The following is a 16,086-nucleotide window of genomic DNA, read 5'->3' as shown; positions in this document are numbered from 1 at the left end:
GATGTTAAATCTAACCGATCTGACGTTGCACTATGGGCATTCTCAAATCCTAAACGGAATCTCCATGGAAGCCCGGCAAGGTGAAGTTACCTGTGTCATGGGAACCAATGGCGTTGGAAAAACCAGCTTGATGAAAGCAATCTCAGGCACGCATCCACGTTCAGGAGGCAAGTTAGAATTGGATGGCGAGTCTCTGGGCGCCTTGCCTGCGCATCGGATGGCTTTGAAAGGCGTCGCCTACGTGCCGCAAGGGCGCGAGATTTTCCCACTGCTTACGGTGCGAGAGAATCTGGAAACCGGATTTTCTTGCCTACCGACATCTGAACATGTCATCCCCGACGAAATCTACGATCTTTTCCCTGTCCTGAAGAAAATGCAAAACCGGCGCGGTGGGGATTTGTCCGGCGGGCAACAGCAGCAGCTAGCTATCGCGCGGGCCCTGATCACAAAGCCACGCCTTCTGTTGTTGGACGAGCCGACGGAAGGTATCCAGCCAAACATAATTCAACAGATCGGAGACGTGATCCGGCACCTCAGAGCCACAGATGCCATGGCAATTGTTTTGGTTGAGCAATACTTCGACTTTGCCTATGACCTTGCCGACAGGATCGTCGTGTTGCGGCGTGGGGAGGTCATGATCAAAGGTGCAAAGGAAGATTTGACGCGTGATCAGGTCTTGCGGATGGTTCGAGTTTAGTTAGGCCGGATTTGAATCCCTTCTGCAACATTCTTTGTAATGTTTGAATTTGGTCTCTTTTTTGCCGGAATTCAGATTGATAATGAGCCACTGTTAATAAGTATGTGTTTCGGGATGAGTGCGGGCAGATGAGATCAGATCATAGGGGCCAAATAGCGATATCATGGGCGCAAACCGAGCTTGATGAGCTTGAAGCAGCGCCGTTGGAATCCTTGGTGGTCGGTGCGGCGTGGTCCTGGCGTGGGCAAGCCGTGGTTTTGGCCACAAGCTTGGAGCAAAGCATCGAACGCGTTGGCTCGATGGGTGCGGCTTCGTCTTCTGTTGCTGATCGTTTTGCTATTATTCGGGAAGTTGCAGGCGATACCTGCGCCTCAGTCGTTCTGTCGAACGGGGCGCAACAGTTCTGTGCGGATTTGGTCGTACAAGAGGGTGATATTGGTCCAACATTTGTGTTTGAAAACGGCTGCCCGGCGCGGGACCAGTTGTTTTGGATCAGCGAAGTGTCGCACTACGCCACGCCTGCATCTGCGCGCACCGCGCCGGATGCGAACGTTGTCAGCTTTCCTCACCCCGGTTTGTCCTGACTAGTTTTCCTTTATTATCTGCATGTATTTGACCTGGGTTGGTTTAACTGATCCAGAGAGTGCGTACGCCTTGCAGCTTTAGTGCATTTAACCGCCGTTTCGCATGTTGACTCTGCTCTCTGTGCAGATATAAGCGCGGCTTCATTGGTGTTGGTGGCCCCCGTAAGGGGATGCCTGTCATGGGGGAAACCTCAAGAGGACAACGCCCTTCATAGTGGCCCTTTGGGCCTCGACTAATACGAAGGAGATCAGCCGTGACCAAACGCACGTCTGCCAAGTACAAAATCGACCGCCGGATGGGCGAAAACATCTGGGGTCGTCCGAAATCCCCGGTAAACCGTCGTGAATACGGCCCCGGCCAGCACGGTCAGCGCCGCAAGGGCAAACTGTCGGACTTCGGTCTGCAGCTGCGCGCCAAGCAGAAGCTGAAAGGCTACTATGGCGACCTGACCGAGAAGCAGTTCCGCCGCATTTACGCAGAAGCCGAGCGTGTTAAAGGCGATACCGGTGAAAACCTGATCGGTCTGCTGGAGCGCCGTCTGGACGCTGTTGTTTACCGTGCCAAGTTCGTGCCGACTGTGTTTGCCGCACGTCAATTCGTGAACCACGGCCACGTCAAGGTGAACGGCAAGCGGGTCAACATCCCTAGCTACCGCGTCAAAGAAGGCGATGTGATCGAAGTGCGTGACAAGTCGAAGCAACTGGCTGTTGTTCTTGAAGCTGCTGCTCTGGCCGAGCGTGATGTGCCTGACTACATCGATGCCGACCACTCGAAGATGACCGCGACTTTCGTGCGCGCACCGGGCTTGGGTGATGTGCCTTACCCGGTCATGATGGAACCGAACCTGGTTGTTGAATTCTACGCGAAGAACTGATCTTCGCAGACAAATCGAATTCAAAGGGCCGCGCCATTTGGCGCGGTCTTTTTTGTTTGAAGGGGGGCTCTGCCCCCGCCGCTGCGCGACTCCCCCGGGATATTTCTGGCCAGATGAAGTTGGGATCAGAGGGGGAGCGGGCGCCCTTCGGCAATGGCCTCCATGGCGAAGTATGATGTAACGCTGTCCAGCTCGACCTTTTCGATCAAGCGTTGATAGACTTTGTCGTAGGAGGCCATGTCCTGCGTGACGACTTTAAGCTGATAGTCATAATCCCCGCCAATCCGGTGGAAATCCACAACCTCGGGGATCGTCAATACGTGACGTCGGAAGGCCTGTAGCCAGTCAGCCGAGTGGTGACGCGTGCGGAGCATGACGAATACCACAAGGGTCAGGCCCAGTTTTTCGCGTGCAATCCAGGCGGTTGAGCCGATCAGCACCCCGTTTTCGTTCAGAGCCTTCAATCGTCGCCAGCAGGCGTTTTGAGACAGCCCGACACGATCTGCTAGCTCACGCTGAGACAGGGTGGCGTCTTTTTGCAGTTCCTTAAGGATGCGTATGTCTATTTGATCTAATTTTAGTGCCATAATTTATCATATGACACAAATTTTGAGAGGTATACGCAAAAATAGAGTGGTTTCTTCCAAACTGGATCAATCATCTTAGTGGCGTAACTAGGAGCAATGCCATGACCCTGTCCAGATTTCGAGCGGAACTCTGTTCCACCACTAAACATTCCGATCTGCGCGATGGATTGATCGGAGAGAACGTTCTGATCCCCGGTTTGAATGGGGATGTGCCGCTTGTGTATGCGGATTACGTAGCTTCGGGTCGCGCGTTGCAGCAGGTCGAAGACTATGTGGCCCATCATGTTCTTCCGTTTTATGCAAACAGCCACACCGAGGCCTCGTATTGCGGATCATATATGACGGGTCTGCGTCGCGAAGCGCGTGCCGAAATTGCCCGTAGCGTGGGGGCTGCCGAGAACGACGCGGTGATCTTCACCGGGTCGGGCGCGACATCAGGGTTGAATCGTCTGGTGAATTTGCTGGGCGTAGAGGACGCAGCGAACCCGGTTGTTTTGATTGGTCCATACGAGCACCACTCGAACATTCTACCTTGGCGGGAAAGCAAGGCGCAGGTCGTCGAAATCCCCGAAGCTAAGGGAGGTGGGATTGATCTGGACGTGTTGGAAGAAACGTTGGCGACACATGCCGATGCTGATCTGGTGATCGGGTCCTTTTCTGCGGCTTCGAATGTCACGGGCATCATCACTGACCCGGATCCGGTCACTCGGATGCTCAAAGCAAATGGAGCGATGGCTGTTTGGGACTATGCCGGGGGTGGGCCATACCTGCCGATGGATATGGGTCCAGAGGATGCGCGCAAGGATGCGATCGTGGTTTCTCCGCATAAGTTTCCCGGTGGGCCGGGGGCATCCGGTGTCTTGATCGTGAACGAGCTGGCGGTGAAACGGACCTGTCCCAGCTGGCCGGGTGGTGGAACCGTCAGCTTCGTATCACCGTGGCGGCATGACTACAGTGCCGATCTGTCCACCCGCGAAGAGGCCGGGACACCCAACGTGATCGGAGACATTCGTGCGGCGCTGGCCTTCATCGTCAAGGATGTCGTCGGAACGGACGAAATCGCCCGGCGCGAGGCGCAGTACAATCAAATGGCGCTGGACGGCTGGAAGAACAACCCGAACCTGACCCTGCTTGGGGTCGAGAGCGCGCATCGGCTGCCGATCTTTTCCTTCCTGGTGCGCGACAATGCGGGTCGGCCCGTGCATCAGCAGCTGTTCACCCGGATGCTCAGCGATATCTACGGTATTCAGGCGCGGGGCGGCTGTGCCTGTGCCGGACCCTATGCCCACCGCTTGCTGGGGATCGATCAGGCAACGTCCGAGGCGCTGCACGCTGCCTTGTCCGCAGGGGAAGAAATGAAAAAACCCGGCTGGGTGCGCCTGAATTTCTCATATCTGATGAGTGAGGAAACGGTTCAGTTCATCATCGACAGCGTCAATGACCTGTCGCACCGGACCGAAGAATTCACGCCTTACTACAACGCTGACCCGGCAACAGCGCGCTTCAAGGCCGCATGAGGGAATTGCCGCTTTTCTCAACCCTTTGAGACAGGTATGAGAGGCCCATTGAACGGAGCCTCTCATGACCAAGATCACCCCACAACCCGGCATTATGGACATCGCGCTGTATCAGGGCGGCCAGTCGCATGTGGCGGGAGTGGAGCATGTGATCAAGCTGAGCTCGAACGAGAACCCCTTTGGACCCAGCCCCAGGGCAATAGAGGCGGTGCGCGACAGCGCGGCCACTCTGCATCGTTATCCCAGCACCGACCACGCGAGCCTGCGCGCGGCCATCGGCGCACGCCATGGGCTGGACCCGGCGCGGATCATCTGCGGTGTCGGCAGCGACGAGGTATTGCAGTTCGTCGCTCAGGCCTATGCGGGGCCGGGGGACGAGGTGATCTATACCGAGCACGGGTTTTCCATGTACCCGATCATCGCCCGTATGGCCGGTGCGACGCCGGTCATGGTGGCCGAGCGTGACCGCAAGGTGGATGTGGATGCCATTCTTGCCGCGGTGACGGGGCAGACGCGGATCGTGTTTGTCACCAACCCCGGCAATCCAACCTCGACCATGATCTCGAACGACAAACTGGAACGTCTGGCGCTGTGTCTGCCCGATACTTGCCTGATGGTTCTGGACGGCGCTTATGCGGAATTTGTCGACGGGTTCGATGGCGGGGCGTCACTGGTTGACGCCCATGAGAATGTGATCATGACGCGCACCTTTTCAAAAGTGTACGGGCTGGGCGGTATGCGTGTCGGCTGGGGCTATGCGCACCAGACCATCATCGATGTGCTGAACCGGGTGCGGCAGCCCTTTAACCTCTCGCTGACTGCATTGGCTGCGGCAGAGGCAGCGGTAGACGATGTGGAGTTCCTGTCCTTCTGTCAGGCTGAAAACGCGCGGTTGCGTGCGTGGCTGGCCGAGGAGTTGGCCAAGATCGGGGTTCACTCGGATCCGTCCTGTACCAACTTCATCCTTGTGCGCTTTGCCGACAGGGCTGAGGCTGAGGCCTGCGATGACTACCTGAAAACGCAGGGTTTGATTGTGCGCCGGGTTGCAGGCTACAACCTGCCAAACGCTTTGCGGATCACCGTGGGCGATGAACAAGGCTGTCGTCGCGTTGTTACTGCGATCACTGCATTCAAAGAGGGTGCCGTATGAGCCAGATTTATGACCGCGTTGCGCTGATTGGGCTGGGCCTGATCGCCTCGTCCATGTTCTGGGCCATCAAGCGCGCCGGTTTGGCCGGTGAGGTCACTGGGTATGCGCGGTCCGAGGCAACCCGCGGCACGGCCCGCAAGATCGGCCTATGCGATCGTGTTTGCGACACGGCGCGCGAGGCCGTGGACGGGGCCGATCTGGTGGTGCTTTGCGTTCCGGTCGGCGCGATGGGAGCGGTGGCCGAGGAGATTGCGCCGGTTTTGAAGCCCGGTGCCACCGTCTCTGATGTAGGCTCGGTCAAGCGACATGTGATCCAAAGCGTTCAACCGCATATTCCCGAAGGCGTGCATTTCATCCCTGCACACCCATTGGCAGGGACCGAGCATTCCGGGCCCGAGTCCGGCTTTGCTGAGCTGTTCGACAATCGGTGGTGTCTGCTGGTTCCGGTTGAAGGCACTGATCCAGATGCGATTTCCCGCTTGCGCGCGTTATGGGAGGGTATGGGCTCGAATGTCGATGAGATGGACGCGGATCACCATGATCTGGTTCTTGCCGTCACCTCTCATGCGCCGCACCTGATCGCTTACACGATGGTTGGGGTTGCAGATGATCTACGTCGGGTCACGGATACCGAGGTCATCAAATACTCGGCTGCCGGCTTCCGTGACTTTACGCGTATCGCAGCCTCGGACCCGACGATGTGGCGAGATGTTTTCCTGTCCAACAAAGACGCGACACTGGAAATTCTGGGGCGGTTCACCGAGGAGCTTTTTGCCTTGCAACGCGCCATTCGCACCGGGGATGGAGAGCACCTGTTCGACTATTTCACCCGCACACGGGCGATCCGGCGGGGCATTATTGATGCGGGCCAGGATACGGACGCACCAGATTTTGGCCGGGGAAAGATTGGATCATGAGGCCGATTGCGGGACACCTTCTGATCGTGGTGGCCGCACTCTGGTGCGGTATTGGCCACGCGTCGGCGCCCGAGCAATCGTTGGTCCCCATCGCGCGCCCATCAGACACCGTCGATCTGGCGGCTGTTACCAGTCGGACGGCAACCCCGTTGAGCATCCCAAACATGCGGCCCGTCCCGCGACCTGTATCGCCTCAGATCGCCGCCATTGCGGCGCGACCATCTGATCTGCCGCTGCTCAGCCCGGATACCTCTTTGACGCCGTTTGCGCGGCCAGAGGCTTTGGAACAGCAGATTTTGTTCAAGAAACGCAAGCTGCGCAAAGGCTCTGTCTGTGGGGATATTGCGATACAGGGCAAGCCTATGGGCCGTGTAACCAGCAAGACCAAGGCTTGTGGTGTCAAGGATGCTGTACAGATCACCTCGGTCTCGGGTGTCACGCTCAGCCGCGCGTCGACGATGGATTGCGGCACGGCGATTGCACTGAACGAATGGGTAGACAAGTCCGTTAAACCGACCTTCAAGCGACGCGGGCCCGTGGTTCAGTTGCAGGTGGCGGCCCACTACGCCTGTCGCACCCGCAACAACCGCAAGGGCGCGCGTATCTCAGAGCACGGCAAGGGCCGCGCCATCGATATCTCGGGCTTTGTCATGGCGGACGGAGATGTGGTGACCGTGCTGAACGGATGGCGCAAGAACCCGTCGCAAAAGCAGCTCAAGAAGGTCTGGCGCGGGGCTTGCAGGCCGTTTGGCACGGTTCTGGGCCCAAACTCAGATCGGTACCACCGCGATCATTTTCATCTGGACACGGCCCGTTATCGCAGCGGCGCCTATTGTCGCTAACGCAGGATCAGGCGCGGGGCTGGCCCCAAGGGTAGGGGGCCCAATGCCACGAACCCGTCGCGGAAATTCAATTGCAGATCCAGCGCATTTGGATTGCCGCCCAGCCCGGCCAGAAAGTTCAGCGCGCGGGTAACTGGATCAACGGCTTGATCCGGCAGAGCCCCTGCCGCATTGGCCATGGCGATCATATCGCGCCAGTTCTCGGCCTTGATCGCGATTTCACCGGTTGGAATGCCTTGAGCGTCCACATCCAGTTCACCTGCCGCAAACAAGCGAAGCTCACCCCATTTGATTTCGGCCAGTTTTAACGTGATTTCGACAGGTTGGGGACGGTTCTGTTCGATGGCGGTTCGATCCCACGGTTTGTCAAAAACGGTCACCATATCCAGTTCCAGCGTCTCGAACCGCTGGGGCAGCGATGAGGCGGAATGCATCAGTGCGCGCAGGTCGTTCCCCGGTGCAAAGCCATCGATCTGCGCGGTGATCGCATAGGCTTCGGGCGCGTCTGTCTGTTTCATCATCAGGCTTAGCGTATTGCCACCGGCCAGCGCATCGGCGTCATCGGTGATTTGCCAGGGCCCTGCTGTTAGCGCCATCTTTTCAAGCACCAGGGCCACGCCCGGTTGTAGCTGTAGTTCGGCCTGCAGATCATCGGCAGTGATGGTCGCGGTTTGATCAAAATAGGACAGACGTTGTGGTGTTTCGGCAAAACGCAGGATTTGGCGACCGGGCCAAATCGCGGGGCTTTTGAATTCGATCCAGTCCGCGCTCCACGCGGTTCCGGTGGCGGGATCGGCCAGTGCTGGGCTGTTCAGGCGGGTGACGTGATGTCCGGGAAAGCCTGAGGTTTCAACGTCGGCGAATTCGGATTGCCATCCGCGTGCCTGCTGCGCATCAAACCAGCTGGTGATCGCATTGCGCAGCCCATAACCTGCAACGAACCAATACAGGCTCCATAGGGTGACGATGAAAAAGAAAACTCGTATCAGACGGCGCATCCGCTTTGGCCTTTTTCCTGCCTCGGATTTGATGTTTATAGGCCCAAACGGGCAAGGACCAGTGCAATGACGATGTGGGTATTCGGGTATGGATCGCTGTTGTGGAATCCGGGATTTCCCGTCGCCCGCAGCGAGCTTGCAACGCTGCACGGTTACGCGCGGTCCTTCTGTATGAGTTCGATCCATCATCGTGGCACCGAAGAGCATCCGGGTCTGGTTCTGGCGCTGGATGAACAGGCTGAGGCCCATTGCAAAGGGTTGGCTCTGGCCGTTGAGGGCGGCCACGAAGACCGTACGTTGTACGAGCTGCGCGAGCGCGAGTTGATCTCATCTGCCTATGTCGAACGGATGCTGGATGTGCATCTGGACAACGGCGACGTCGTGAACGCCGTCACTTATGTGATCGATGCGCATCATGTGCAGTATTGCGGGGGGATGCCACTGGAAGAACAGGCCCAGATCATTGCCCACGCAATTGGCGGGCGGGGGCCGAACACTGAATATCTTTATAATACCACGGAACATTTGGCCGAGATCGGGTTGCATGACCCTGATCTTGAGTGGTTGTCGCAACGAGTGCGGAGCATTACCGCATAAACCCTTGGCGTCACCGGCGGAATTTCGCTATTTTCAAGTCAGAGCAGGCAAAATCGGGAACCACGCGCATGGCGCAGGCACATCAGGGCGCGAGACCCCATTTCTCGCATCCCATTCGTCAGATCGTGATGATGTTGATCGCAATCGGTCTGGCCGGGCTGGGTGTGTTTCTGGCGTTGCCCTATGTGTTGCCGGTCTTCTTTGCCAACCCGTATCTGAACGGCTTCATTCTGATGGTCTTCGTCATTGGTGTGATTGCCTGTTTTTATCAGGTTGCGCAGCTGATCGGATCAGTCCGCTGGATCGAGGCGTTTGTCGGTGGGGTTGTCCGCGAAGATGCGCGCACACCGCAACTTTTGGCGCCTTTGGCCTCGCTGCTGCGCGAACGCGGCGCGCGGTCCCAGATCAGCTCGACTTCAACCCGGTCCATTCTGGATTCGGTTGCGGAACGGGTTGAAGAAGAACGCGAAATCACGCGCTACATTACCAATGTCCTGATTTATCTGGGTCTGTTGGGAACCTTCTTCGGTCTGGCCACCACGGTTCCAGCGATCGTCGACACAATCCGCAGCCTGAACCCGCAAGAGGGTGAGGAAGGCTTGACCGTTTTCAACCGTCTCATGACGGGGCTTGAGGCGCAGCTGCAAGGCATGGGCGTGGCCTTCGGGTCCTCGCTGCTGGGCCTTGCCGGGTCGCTGATCGTGGGTTTGCTTGAGGTATTCGCAGGTCATGGGCAGAACCGGTTCTATCGCGAGCTTGAGGAATGGCTGTCATCGATTACTCGTGTGGGCTTTGCCTCGGGCGAAGAAGGGGGTGCGGAAATCGCCGTACTGGCCCCGGTTCTGGACGCGATGTCCGAGCAGATGGATGCGCTGCAGGACCTGTTTTCCGCGCAGGAGCAAGACCGGGCGGAGGTATCGGGCAAGCTGGGTCAACTGGTCGGCGTGATCGGCGAGATGAACCAGCGTCAGACGGATAATGAGGGGATCACCGCCGCGTTGGAACGCGTTGCGCTTGGGCAGGATGCGCTGCTGGATCACATGCGCGAACATGGTGCAGGCGAAGGCATTGATGCCGAAAGCCGAATGCGCCTGCGGTCTATGGATGTGCAACTGCTGCGTATTCTCGAAGAGATTTCGGCAGGCCGTCAGGAAAGCATGAATGAGTTCCGCAAGGATATCGAATTGCTGGTCAAGGCGTTGACACTTCCTCGCGGTGCGGTGCGCGGCACCCACGAAGGAGAGTAACCCATGGCCCTCTCCCGTCGTACTGGACAGCGATTCCAGGGCTCGGTCTGGCCCGGTTTCGTGGATGCGATGACGGGTCTGTTGATGGTGCTGACCTTTGTGCTGACCATTTTCATGGTTGTGCAGTTCGTGCTGCGAGAAACGATCTCTGGGCAAGAAGATGAACTGACCGCACTCGCGGACGAAGTGGCTGCTCTGGCGGGTGCCTTGGGTCTGGAAGAGCGCGAAAACAGCCGTTTGCAAGCGCGGTTGGGGGCCTTAAACGCAACCCTGACACAGGCCGAGGAAGATCTGGCCCAAGCGCAGGGCCGCATCACCGATTTTGAAGCCCAGGTCGCGGCGCTGTTGGCCGAGCAGGCCCGGGCGCAAGAGGATATTGCCGTATTGGAATCCCAGCGAGCGGAGCTGGTAGGCGAGCGGGATGCCTTGAACCAGGCCTTGGCTCAGAGTCGCGCGGAGATTGACGTGCAGGCCGAGGCCGCGCGACTTGCCGCCGCCCGCCGTGAAGCGCTCGAAGCATTGATTGCCGATCTGGAACAAACCGGTGAGGAGCGTGCTGCGCAGATCGCAAAGCTGGAACAACAACTGACTGAAGAAGAGGCCGCGCGCCTTGCTGAGGCCGCAGCAGCCGAGAACCTGCGCAACCGTTTGCAGGACGCCGATGCTGAGTTGACAGCCATGACCCTTGCGCTTGAAGCGCAGCGCAAAGAGGCTGAGGAAACCCTGACATTGCTGGCCGCAGCGAGGGCTGCGCGTGCGGAACTGGAACGTCAGTTTGGTGATCTGGACACCGAGGAGCTTAGGGCCCAGCTAGAAGCCGCTTTGGAGGCCCAAACCGAAGCGCAAGCAGACGCGGCAGAACAACGATCGCTGGTCGAACAACAAGCCGCCCTTCTTGATGTCGCGCGCGAGACGCTGTCGGCAGAGCAAGCGATTTCTGCCAAGGCACAGCGCGAGGCGGCCTTGCTGAATCAGCAGATCGCGGCCTTGCGTGGTCAGTTGGGATCATTGCAGGCGCTGTTGGATGACTATGAAGACCGCAATACGGCTGCTGAGATTCAGATTCAGACCCTCGGTCAAGACCTGAACGCAGCGTTGGCCCGGGCGGCCTCAGAGGAGCGCCGCCGCCGATTGCTGGAAGAGGCAGAGAGGATCCGGCTGGAGGCTGAGGCCGAGGAACTGACGGATCAGAACCAGGAGCTGACAGCGCAGGCAGAAGATCTGCAACGTTATCGGTCTGAGTTTTTTGGACGATTGCGCGACGTTCTGGGCAATCAGGAAGGCGTGCGGATCGAAGGCGACCGGTTCGTGTTCTCGTCCGAAGTATTATTCGACACAGGTTCAGCCGTATTGTCGCCGGAAGGTAGGCAAGAGGTGGCGAAAGTCGCTGCGATCCTGCGCACTGTGGCCGCAGAAATCCCTGAGGGTTTGAATTGGGTCATTCGGGTCGACGGTCACACTGACAACGTACCGCTTGCCGGGTCCGGACGCTATCGCGACAATTGGGAGCTAAGCCAGGGCCGCGCGTTGTCGGTGGTCCGCTATATGGTCGACGCTTTGGGCATCCCGCCGAACCGTCTTGCGGCCAACGGGTTTGGAGAGTTCCAGCCGGTAAACCCAGACAATACGCCACAAGCTCGGGCACAGAACCGGCGAATCGAGCTGAAGCTGACTGAAAGATAGCTTCAGCCTACGCGATGCGGGTTTCAGGGTTTCAACGTCTTCCGAGTTTGAAGCTTTGGTCAGGTGTACCTTTGAAACAGCGCGGAACCACCGGGTAATGCTCGGTCAGAAACTAGGCATATGTCCCGTCGGGATACTCTTCAGATACCGTGAATGCGCCGTTGCATTGATCTAGGGTGCCATAGCCGGGTGTATAGGCATAGTCCTCGTTGAACGTGCCATCGTATCGTCCGCTCGGGCCATCGCCGCCAGGGCGGTTACCGGATTTCAAGCGATAAGATGGGGTCATTTCGGTCACGCGCCCGTTAATAACCCCCGTCATGGCGTAAATCGGAAACCCATCAGCGGCGTATCCAATCAGCGGCGAATGTCTTTCTGGCGACCAATCCAAAAGCTCGATCAGACCGGTTGGGATGCCGTGGTAGTGGTACTTGCCGTTCGGTTGAACATGCGCATAGTTGGCATCCAGACCTAAGGCGATCGCACCGCCTAGGGCATTGTAAGACCAGCCCGAATTTGGATCCCCATGCCAGAATTCCGCAGCGAGCGGGTCGAACACAACGCCGTTCAATGAAACACCAAAATTCCACCCCATGCGCAGCGGTGTTACGTTTTCGGTGCTTTGGGGGTTGGCAGGAACGCTCAGCTTGACCTTCTGAGTTGAGATCTGGTGCGGGTTGCCGCGATTTGGAAACTGCCCCACCAGATGATCCGGAATGCCATTAGCCGACAGTTTGATGTTCGAGCCGGTCATCTTTACTTTCGATCGGCTTTTGCCTGGGTCAACGGTTGCCGGAACCAAATCCAGTGGTCTGGTCTGTATTTCGTCATGATAACGGAACCGATGCTGAGCCGTGGCAACAACCGCAGCGGCCGAGATTGCAAACGCGGTGCTCCAGATAATGGCGATCTTGGTGTTCACACCGTTCTCCCTTGCTGATGTGTTATGGAATTGAAACGCAAGAGCGAGGTTTTTCCGTCGCCAGAGCTATATGAAATTGTCTTTGTTCCACTCCCCAGGCACAACAAAAAGCGCCCGACGGTGAATGGCCATCGGGCGCTCAACTTTGCGGACAAATGTGGTTAGCCGTCAGTCAGCTGTCAGCAATGGCGGCTTGTCCCCCGGAATTCGCGGCTGATCGGGGCCGAGGATTTCAAGGTTAAGCTCACCTTTCTTGACCGACACGCGCACCACGCCACCCTTGGCCAATTTACCAAACAGCAATTCCTCGGCCAGAGGCTTCTTGATGTGCTCTTGGATTACGCGGCCAAGCGGGCGGGCGCCCATTTTGTCGTCATATCCCTTGTCAGCCAACCATTCGGCTGCTTTGGGTGTCAGGTCGATGGTCACTCCGCGATCCAGCAATTGAGCCTCTAGCTGGAGCACGAATTTCTCGACCACTTGCAAGATGACCTCTTTCGGTAGCGGCGCGAAGGAGATCACGGCATCGAGACGATTGCGGAATTCGGGCGTGAACATACGTTCAATCGCGGCTGTATCCTCACCTTCGCGCCGGTCGCGAGCAAAGCCGATGGCGGCCTTGGCTTGTTCCTGGGCGCCTGCGTTCGAGGTCATGATCAGGACCACGTTGCGGAAATTCACCGTCCGGCCGTTGTGGTCAGTCAACTCGCCATGGTCCATGACCTGCAGCAAGATGTTGAACACATCCGGATGCGCCTTTTCGATCTCATCCAGCAGCAGCACACAATGCGGATGCTGGTCGACGCCGTCGGTCAGCAGACCGCCCTGATCGAACCCGACATAGCCCGGAGGTGCACCGATCAGGCGGCTGACTGCATGCTTCTCCATGTATTCCGACATGTCAAAGCGCAGCAGCTCGACCCCCAACGTATCGGCCAGCTGTTTTGCAACTTCGGTTTTACCCACACCAGTCGGACCAGCGAACAGGTAGTTGCCGATGGGCTTTTCGGGCTCACGTAGACCGGCGCGGGCCAATTTGATCGCGCTGGACAGTGCCTCAATTGCCAAATTCTGCCCAAACACGACGCGTTTCAGCGAGGCTTCAAGGTCTTTCAGAACCGCGGCATCATCCTTGGTGACATTCTTCGGCGGGATGCGCGCAATTTTGGCCACGACAGCCTCAATCTCTTTGACGCCAATGGTCTTGCGACGCTTGCTTTCGGCAACGAGATGCTGAGCAGCACCTGCTTCGTCAATCACGTCGATGGCCTTGTCAGGCAGTTTCCGGTCGTTGATATAGCGTGCTGCCAATTCAACAGCAGTCTTGATTGCATCTGCGGTATACTTGATCTCGTGATGCTCTTCGAAATAGGGCTTCAGACCACGCAGGATTTTCACGCTGTCTTCAACCGAAGGCTCGTTCACGTCGATCTTCTGGAACCGGCGGCTCAGCGCGCGGTCTTTTTCGAAGTGCTGACGGAATTCCTTGTAGGTGGTCGAGCCCATGGTGCGCAGCTTGCCGCCCTGCAATGCAGGTTTCAGCAGGTTGGACGCATCCATGGCGCCGCCAGAGGTCGCCCCAGCGCCGATGACTGTGTGAATCTCGTCAATAAACAGCACCGCGTCGGGATGATCTTCCAACTCGGTCACAACCGCTTTCAGGCGCTCTTCGAAATCGCCGCGATAGCGGGTTCCGGCCAGCAACGCACCCATATCGAGCGAATAGATGGTGGTTTCAGACAGCACATCGGGAGCCTCACCACCCACGATTTTGTGCGCCAGACCTTCGGCAATGGCGGTTTTGCCAACACCCGGATCGCCCACCAGGAGCGGGTTGTTCTTGCGACGACGGCACAGGACCTGGATGCAGCGTTCAACCTCATCCGAGCGCCCGATCAGCGGGTCCACATCGCCAGCCCGCGATTTGGCGTTCAGGTCGACGCAGTATTTCGCCAGTGCGCTTTCCTTCTGCTCGCCCTCACCAGCACTGGCCTGAACCTCTTCCTCGGCCTGATCCGCGCCGGAAACTGTACGGCTTTCGCCATAGGCAGGGTCCTTGGCGACACCATGCGCGATAAAGTTGACCGCGTCATAGCGTGTCATGTCCTGTTCCTGCAGGAAATAGGCGGCGTTGCTTTCGCGCTCAGCGAAGATGGCCACCAACACGTTGGCGCCTGTTACTTCGGTACGACCAGAGCTTTGGACGTGGATCGCGGCGCGCTGGATCACGCGCTGGAAAGCAGCCGTTGGCACGGCCTCTGATCCATCGATATCGGTGACAAGGTTCGACAAATCTTCGTCGATAAACTCGACCAAAGTGCTGCGTAGCTCATCCAGATCGACGCTACAGGCTTTCATGACGCGGATAGCGTCAGGTTCTTCCAGAAGCGCCAGAAGCAGATGCTCCAGCGTTGCAAACTCGTGTCGCCGTTCATTCGCAGCCGCCAGGGCCGCGTGGATGGCTTGTTCTAATGTGCTCGAGAATGAAGGCACGCGGGTGCTCCTCTGTCTTGGGTCAGAAGGGGGCGGGCTGTCGGCCGGATCCCCATCCCAACCATGTCCTCATAGTATTAGAGTTTGGTTGATCGTGGCCCGGCTTCAAGGGTTTTCTTTCACTTGACAGTCACATTTGTTGTGACCGTGGCCGTGAAGAGGGGGAAATAGGCATCAGAACCGGTCTTTTCTAGCCCTGATTTCGGCAAAAACCAAAGCGGGATCAGCGCCAATCATGCCCAGATGCGCCTGAATCGCAGAATCTGCTGCACGCAGAAACGGATTTGTTGCTTTTTCCAGCGCCAATGTTGAGGGCACTGTTGGTTGCCCCGCAGCCCTTGCTCGCTCAATATCCGCCACGCGTTGCAGCAAATCTGCGTTGTCAGGATCGACCGTGAGGGCGAATTTGGCGTTGGATTGTGTATACTCGTGGCCCGAGCAGACGATTGTTTCGTCGGGTAACGCCGCCAGCTTGTTGAGTGATGACCACATTTGTGCGGGCGTCCCCTCGAACAGGCGGCCACAACCCAAAGCCATCAGGCTATCTGCGGTGAAGACAGTTGCGCTGTCGGGCAGGTAAAATGCGATGTGACCTACCGTGTGCCCTGAGACGTCCAGCACCTCGACCGGTTCGCCACCCAGTTCGAAAATATCTCCTTCCGACACCTGTTGGTCCAGTGGTGGCAGACGATGGGCATCTGCGGCCGCACCAATTACTTTTGCTGAGTGCTTCTCTAGAATGCTCGGCAGGCCATCGACATGATCCCAGTGATGATGCGTCAGCAACACGTGGCTCAAAGTCCACCCACGTTGGTGCAGTTCGGCCAGAATCGGGCCGGGTTCTGGCGCGTCCACTAACGCGGTCTGGCCAGAGGCGGCATCATGCGCCAGAAAAGCGTAGTTATCGCTGAGACACGGGATAGTTACGATCTCAAGAGGCATGGTCTTTTGCCCTTTCGTTGCTAGACTGCGCCCAG

General features: G+C 57.7%; 15 protein-coding genes. 10 read left to right on the top strand and 5 right to left on the bottom strand.

From position 1 onward, the window contains the following. The first annotated feature begins 1 nt into the window (after position 1). From urtE to rpsD, 3 genes are all read left to right on the top strand, one after another. Positions 2–697, top strand: coding sequence for an urea ABC transporter ATP-binding subunit UrtE (gene urtE / locus ACR0DH_RS09110; RefSeq protein WP_480548770.1), 696 nt, complete (start codon positions 2–4; stop codon positions 695–697). A gap of 128 nt (positions 698–825) precedes the next feature. Next, on the top strand, positions 826–1,281 hold the full coding sequence (locus ACR0DH_RS09105) for a hypothetical protein (protein WP_480548772.1): 456 nt from the start codon (positions 826–828) through the stop codon (positions 1,279–1,281). 254 nt (positions 1,282–1,535) lie between these two features. Next, positions 1,536–2,156 (top strand): 30S ribosomal protein S4, encoded by a 621-nt coding sequence (gene rpsD / locus ACR0DH_RS09100; protein ID WP_170536174.1) that lies wholly within the window; start codon positions 1,536–1,538, stop codon positions 2,154–2,156. Positions 2,157–2,281: 125 nt separating this feature from the next. On the opposite strand, the gene ACR0DH_RS09095 is transcribed toward rpsD, so the two are convergent. Then, positions 2,282–2,743 (bottom strand): Lrp/AsnC family transcriptional regulator, encoded by a 462-nt coding sequence (locus ACR0DH_RS09095; protein ID WP_480548774.1) that lies wholly within the window; start codon positions 2,741–2,743, stop codon positions 2,282–2,284. A gap of 101 nt (positions 2,744–2,844) precedes the next feature. Here ACR0DH_RS09095 and ACR0DH_RS09090 point away from each other — a divergent pair, with 101 nt between their 5' ends. The 4 genes from ACR0DH_RS09090 to ACR0DH_RS09075 all read left to right on the top strand — a co-directional run bounded on the left by ACR0DH_RS09090 (position 2,845) and on the right by ACR0DH_RS09075 (position 7,169). After that, positions 2,845–4,260 carry an aminotransferase class V-fold PLP-dependent enzyme gene (locus tag ACR0DH_RS09090; protein WP_480548776.1) on the top strand — a complete coding sequence of 472 codons (1,416 nt, stop codon included), beginning with the start codon at positions 2,845–2,847 and terminating at the stop codon, positions 4,258–4,260. Positions 4,261–4,324: 64 nt separating this feature from the next. Then, the gene (gene hisC / locus ACR0DH_RS09085; protein WP_480548778.1) at positions 4,325–5,410 is read left to right on the top strand and encodes a histidinol-phosphate transaminase; all 1,086 of its coding nucleotides are present in this window, start codon (positions 4,325–4,327) and stop codon (positions 5,408–5,410) included. Then, entirely contained in the window at positions 5,407–6,327 is a 921-nt protein-coding gene (locus tag ACR0DH_RS09080) for a prephenate/arogenate dehydrogenase family protein (protein WP_480548780.1), read from the top strand. Before hisC ends, ACR0DH_RS09080 begins: the two co-directional genes overlap by 4 nt. Further along, entirely contained in the window at positions 6,324–7,169 is an 846-nt protein-coding gene (locus tag ACR0DH_RS09075) for an extensin-like domain-containing protein (RefSeq protein WP_480852352.1), read from the top strand. The genes ACR0DH_RS09080 and ACR0DH_RS09075 overlap by 4 nt, the downstream gene beginning before the upstream one ends. Here ACR0DH_RS09075 and ACR0DH_RS09070 read toward each other — a convergent pair. Next, entirely contained in the window at positions 7,166–8,167 is a 1,002-nt protein-coding gene (locus ACR0DH_RS09070; RefSeq protein WP_480548784.1) for a DUF2125 domain-containing protein, read from the bottom strand. The two genes, ACR0DH_RS09075 and ACR0DH_RS09070, sit on opposite strands and share 4 nt — an antisense overlap. Positions 8,168–8,233: 66 nt before the next feature. Between ACR0DH_RS09070 and ACR0DH_RS09065 the strand changes: the two genes are divergently transcribed. The 3 genes from ACR0DH_RS09065 (at position 8,234) to ACR0DH_RS09055 (ending at position 11,694) form a co-directional block, all read left to right on the top strand. Continuing rightward, positions 8,234–8,764 (top strand): gamma-glutamylcyclotransferase, encoded by a 531-nt coding sequence (locus ACR0DH_RS09065; protein ID WP_480548786.1) that lies wholly within the window; start codon positions 8,234–8,236, stop codon positions 8,762–8,764. Between the two features lie 68 nt (positions 8,765–8,832). Next, complete coding sequence (locus tag ACR0DH_RS09060) at positions 8,833–10,011, top strand: biopolymer transporter ExbB (protein ID WP_480548788.1); 1,179 nt, start codon at positions 8,833–8,835, stop codon at positions 10,009–10,011. 3 nt (positions 10,012–10,014) lie between these two features. Next, positions 10,015–11,694: a peptidoglycan -binding protein gene (locus ACR0DH_RS09055; RefSeq protein ID WP_480548790.1), complete on the top strand. Its 1,680-nt coding sequence runs from the start codon at positions 10,015–10,017 to the stop codon at positions 11,692–11,694. Positions 11,695–11,806: 112 nt separating this feature from the next. Here the strand turns inward: ACR0DH_RS09055 and ACR0DH_RS09050 are convergent, their stop codons facing one another. The 3 genes from ACR0DH_RS09050 to gloB form a co-directional block, all read right to left on the bottom strand. Next, positions 11,807–12,616 (bottom strand): YHYH protein, encoded by an 810-nt coding sequence (locus ACR0DH_RS09050; RefSeq protein ID WP_480548792.1) that lies wholly within the window; start codon positions 12,614–12,616, stop codon positions 11,807–11,809. 168 nt (positions 12,617–12,784) lie between these two features. Next, complete coding sequence (clpA, locus tag ACR0DH_RS09045; RefSeq protein WP_480548794.1) at positions 12,785–15,109, bottom strand: ATP-dependent Clp protease ATP-binding subunit ClpA; 2,325 nt, start codon at positions 15,107–15,109, stop codon at positions 12,785–12,787. A gap of 174 nt (positions 15,110–15,283) precedes the next feature. Continuing rightward, the gene (gloB, locus tag ACR0DH_RS09040) at positions 15,284–16,051 is read right to left on the bottom strand and encodes a hydroxyacylglutathione hydrolase (RefSeq protein WP_480548796.1); all 768 of its coding nucleotides are present in this window, start codon (positions 16,049–16,051) and stop codon (positions 15,284–15,286) included. Positions 16,052–16,086 lie beyond the last annotated feature (35 nt).

Source organism: Ruegeria sp. I1, assembly GCF_056532675.1.
Note: the sequence above shows the minus strand (reverse complement) of the source record. Positions and strands in the feature narration are given on the sequence as shown.

Bases quoted from the DNA above. Each gene is read 5' to 3' on its own strand.
- ACR0DH_RS09105 (WP_480548772.1), top strand. From the start codon at position 826: ATGAGATCAGATCATAGGGGCCAAATAGCGATATCATGGGCGCAAACC.
- ACR0DH_RS09060 (WP_480548788.1), top strand. From the start codon at position 8,833: ATGGCGCAGGCACATCAGGGCGCGAGACCCCATTTCTCGCATCCCATT.
- ACR0DH_RS09055 (WP_480548790.1), top strand. From the start codon at position 10,015: ATGGCCCTCTCCCGTCGTACTGGACAGCGATTCCAGGGCTCGGTCTGG.
- urtE (WP_480548770.1), top strand. From the start codon at position 2: ATGTTAAATCTAACCGATCTGACGTTGCACTATGGGCATTCTCAAATC.
- ACR0DH_RS09090 (WP_480548776.1), top strand. From the start codon at position 2,845: ATGACCCTGTCCAGATTTCGAGCGGAACTCTGTTCCACCACTAAACAT.
- ACR0DH_RS09070 (WP_480548784.1), bottom strand. From the start codon at position 8,167: ATGCGCCGTCTGATACGAGTTTTCTTTTTCATCGTCACCCTATGGAGC.
- hisC (WP_480548778.1), top strand. From the start codon at position 4,325: ATGACCAAGATCACCCCACAACCCGGCATTATGGACATCGCGCTGTAT.
- ACR0DH_RS09095 (WP_480548774.1), bottom strand. From the start codon at position 2,743: ATGGCACTAAAATTAGATCAAATAGACATACGCATCCTTAAGGAACTG.
- ACR0DH_RS09080 (WP_480548780.1), top strand. From the start codon at position 5,407: ATGAGCCAGATTTATGACCGCGTTGCGCTGATTGGGCTGGGCCTGATC.
- gloB (WP_480548796.1), bottom strand. From the start codon at position 16,051: ATGCCTCTTGAGATCGTAACTATCCCGTGTCTCAGCGATAACTACGCT.
- ACR0DH_RS09075 (WP_480852352.1), top strand. From the start codon at position 6,324: ATGAGGCCGATTGCGGGACACCTTCTGATCGTGGTGGCCGCACTCTGG.
- ACR0DH_RS09065 (WP_480548786.1), top strand. From the start codon at position 8,234: ATGACGATGTGGGTATTCGGGTATGGATCGCTGTTGTGGAATCCGGGA.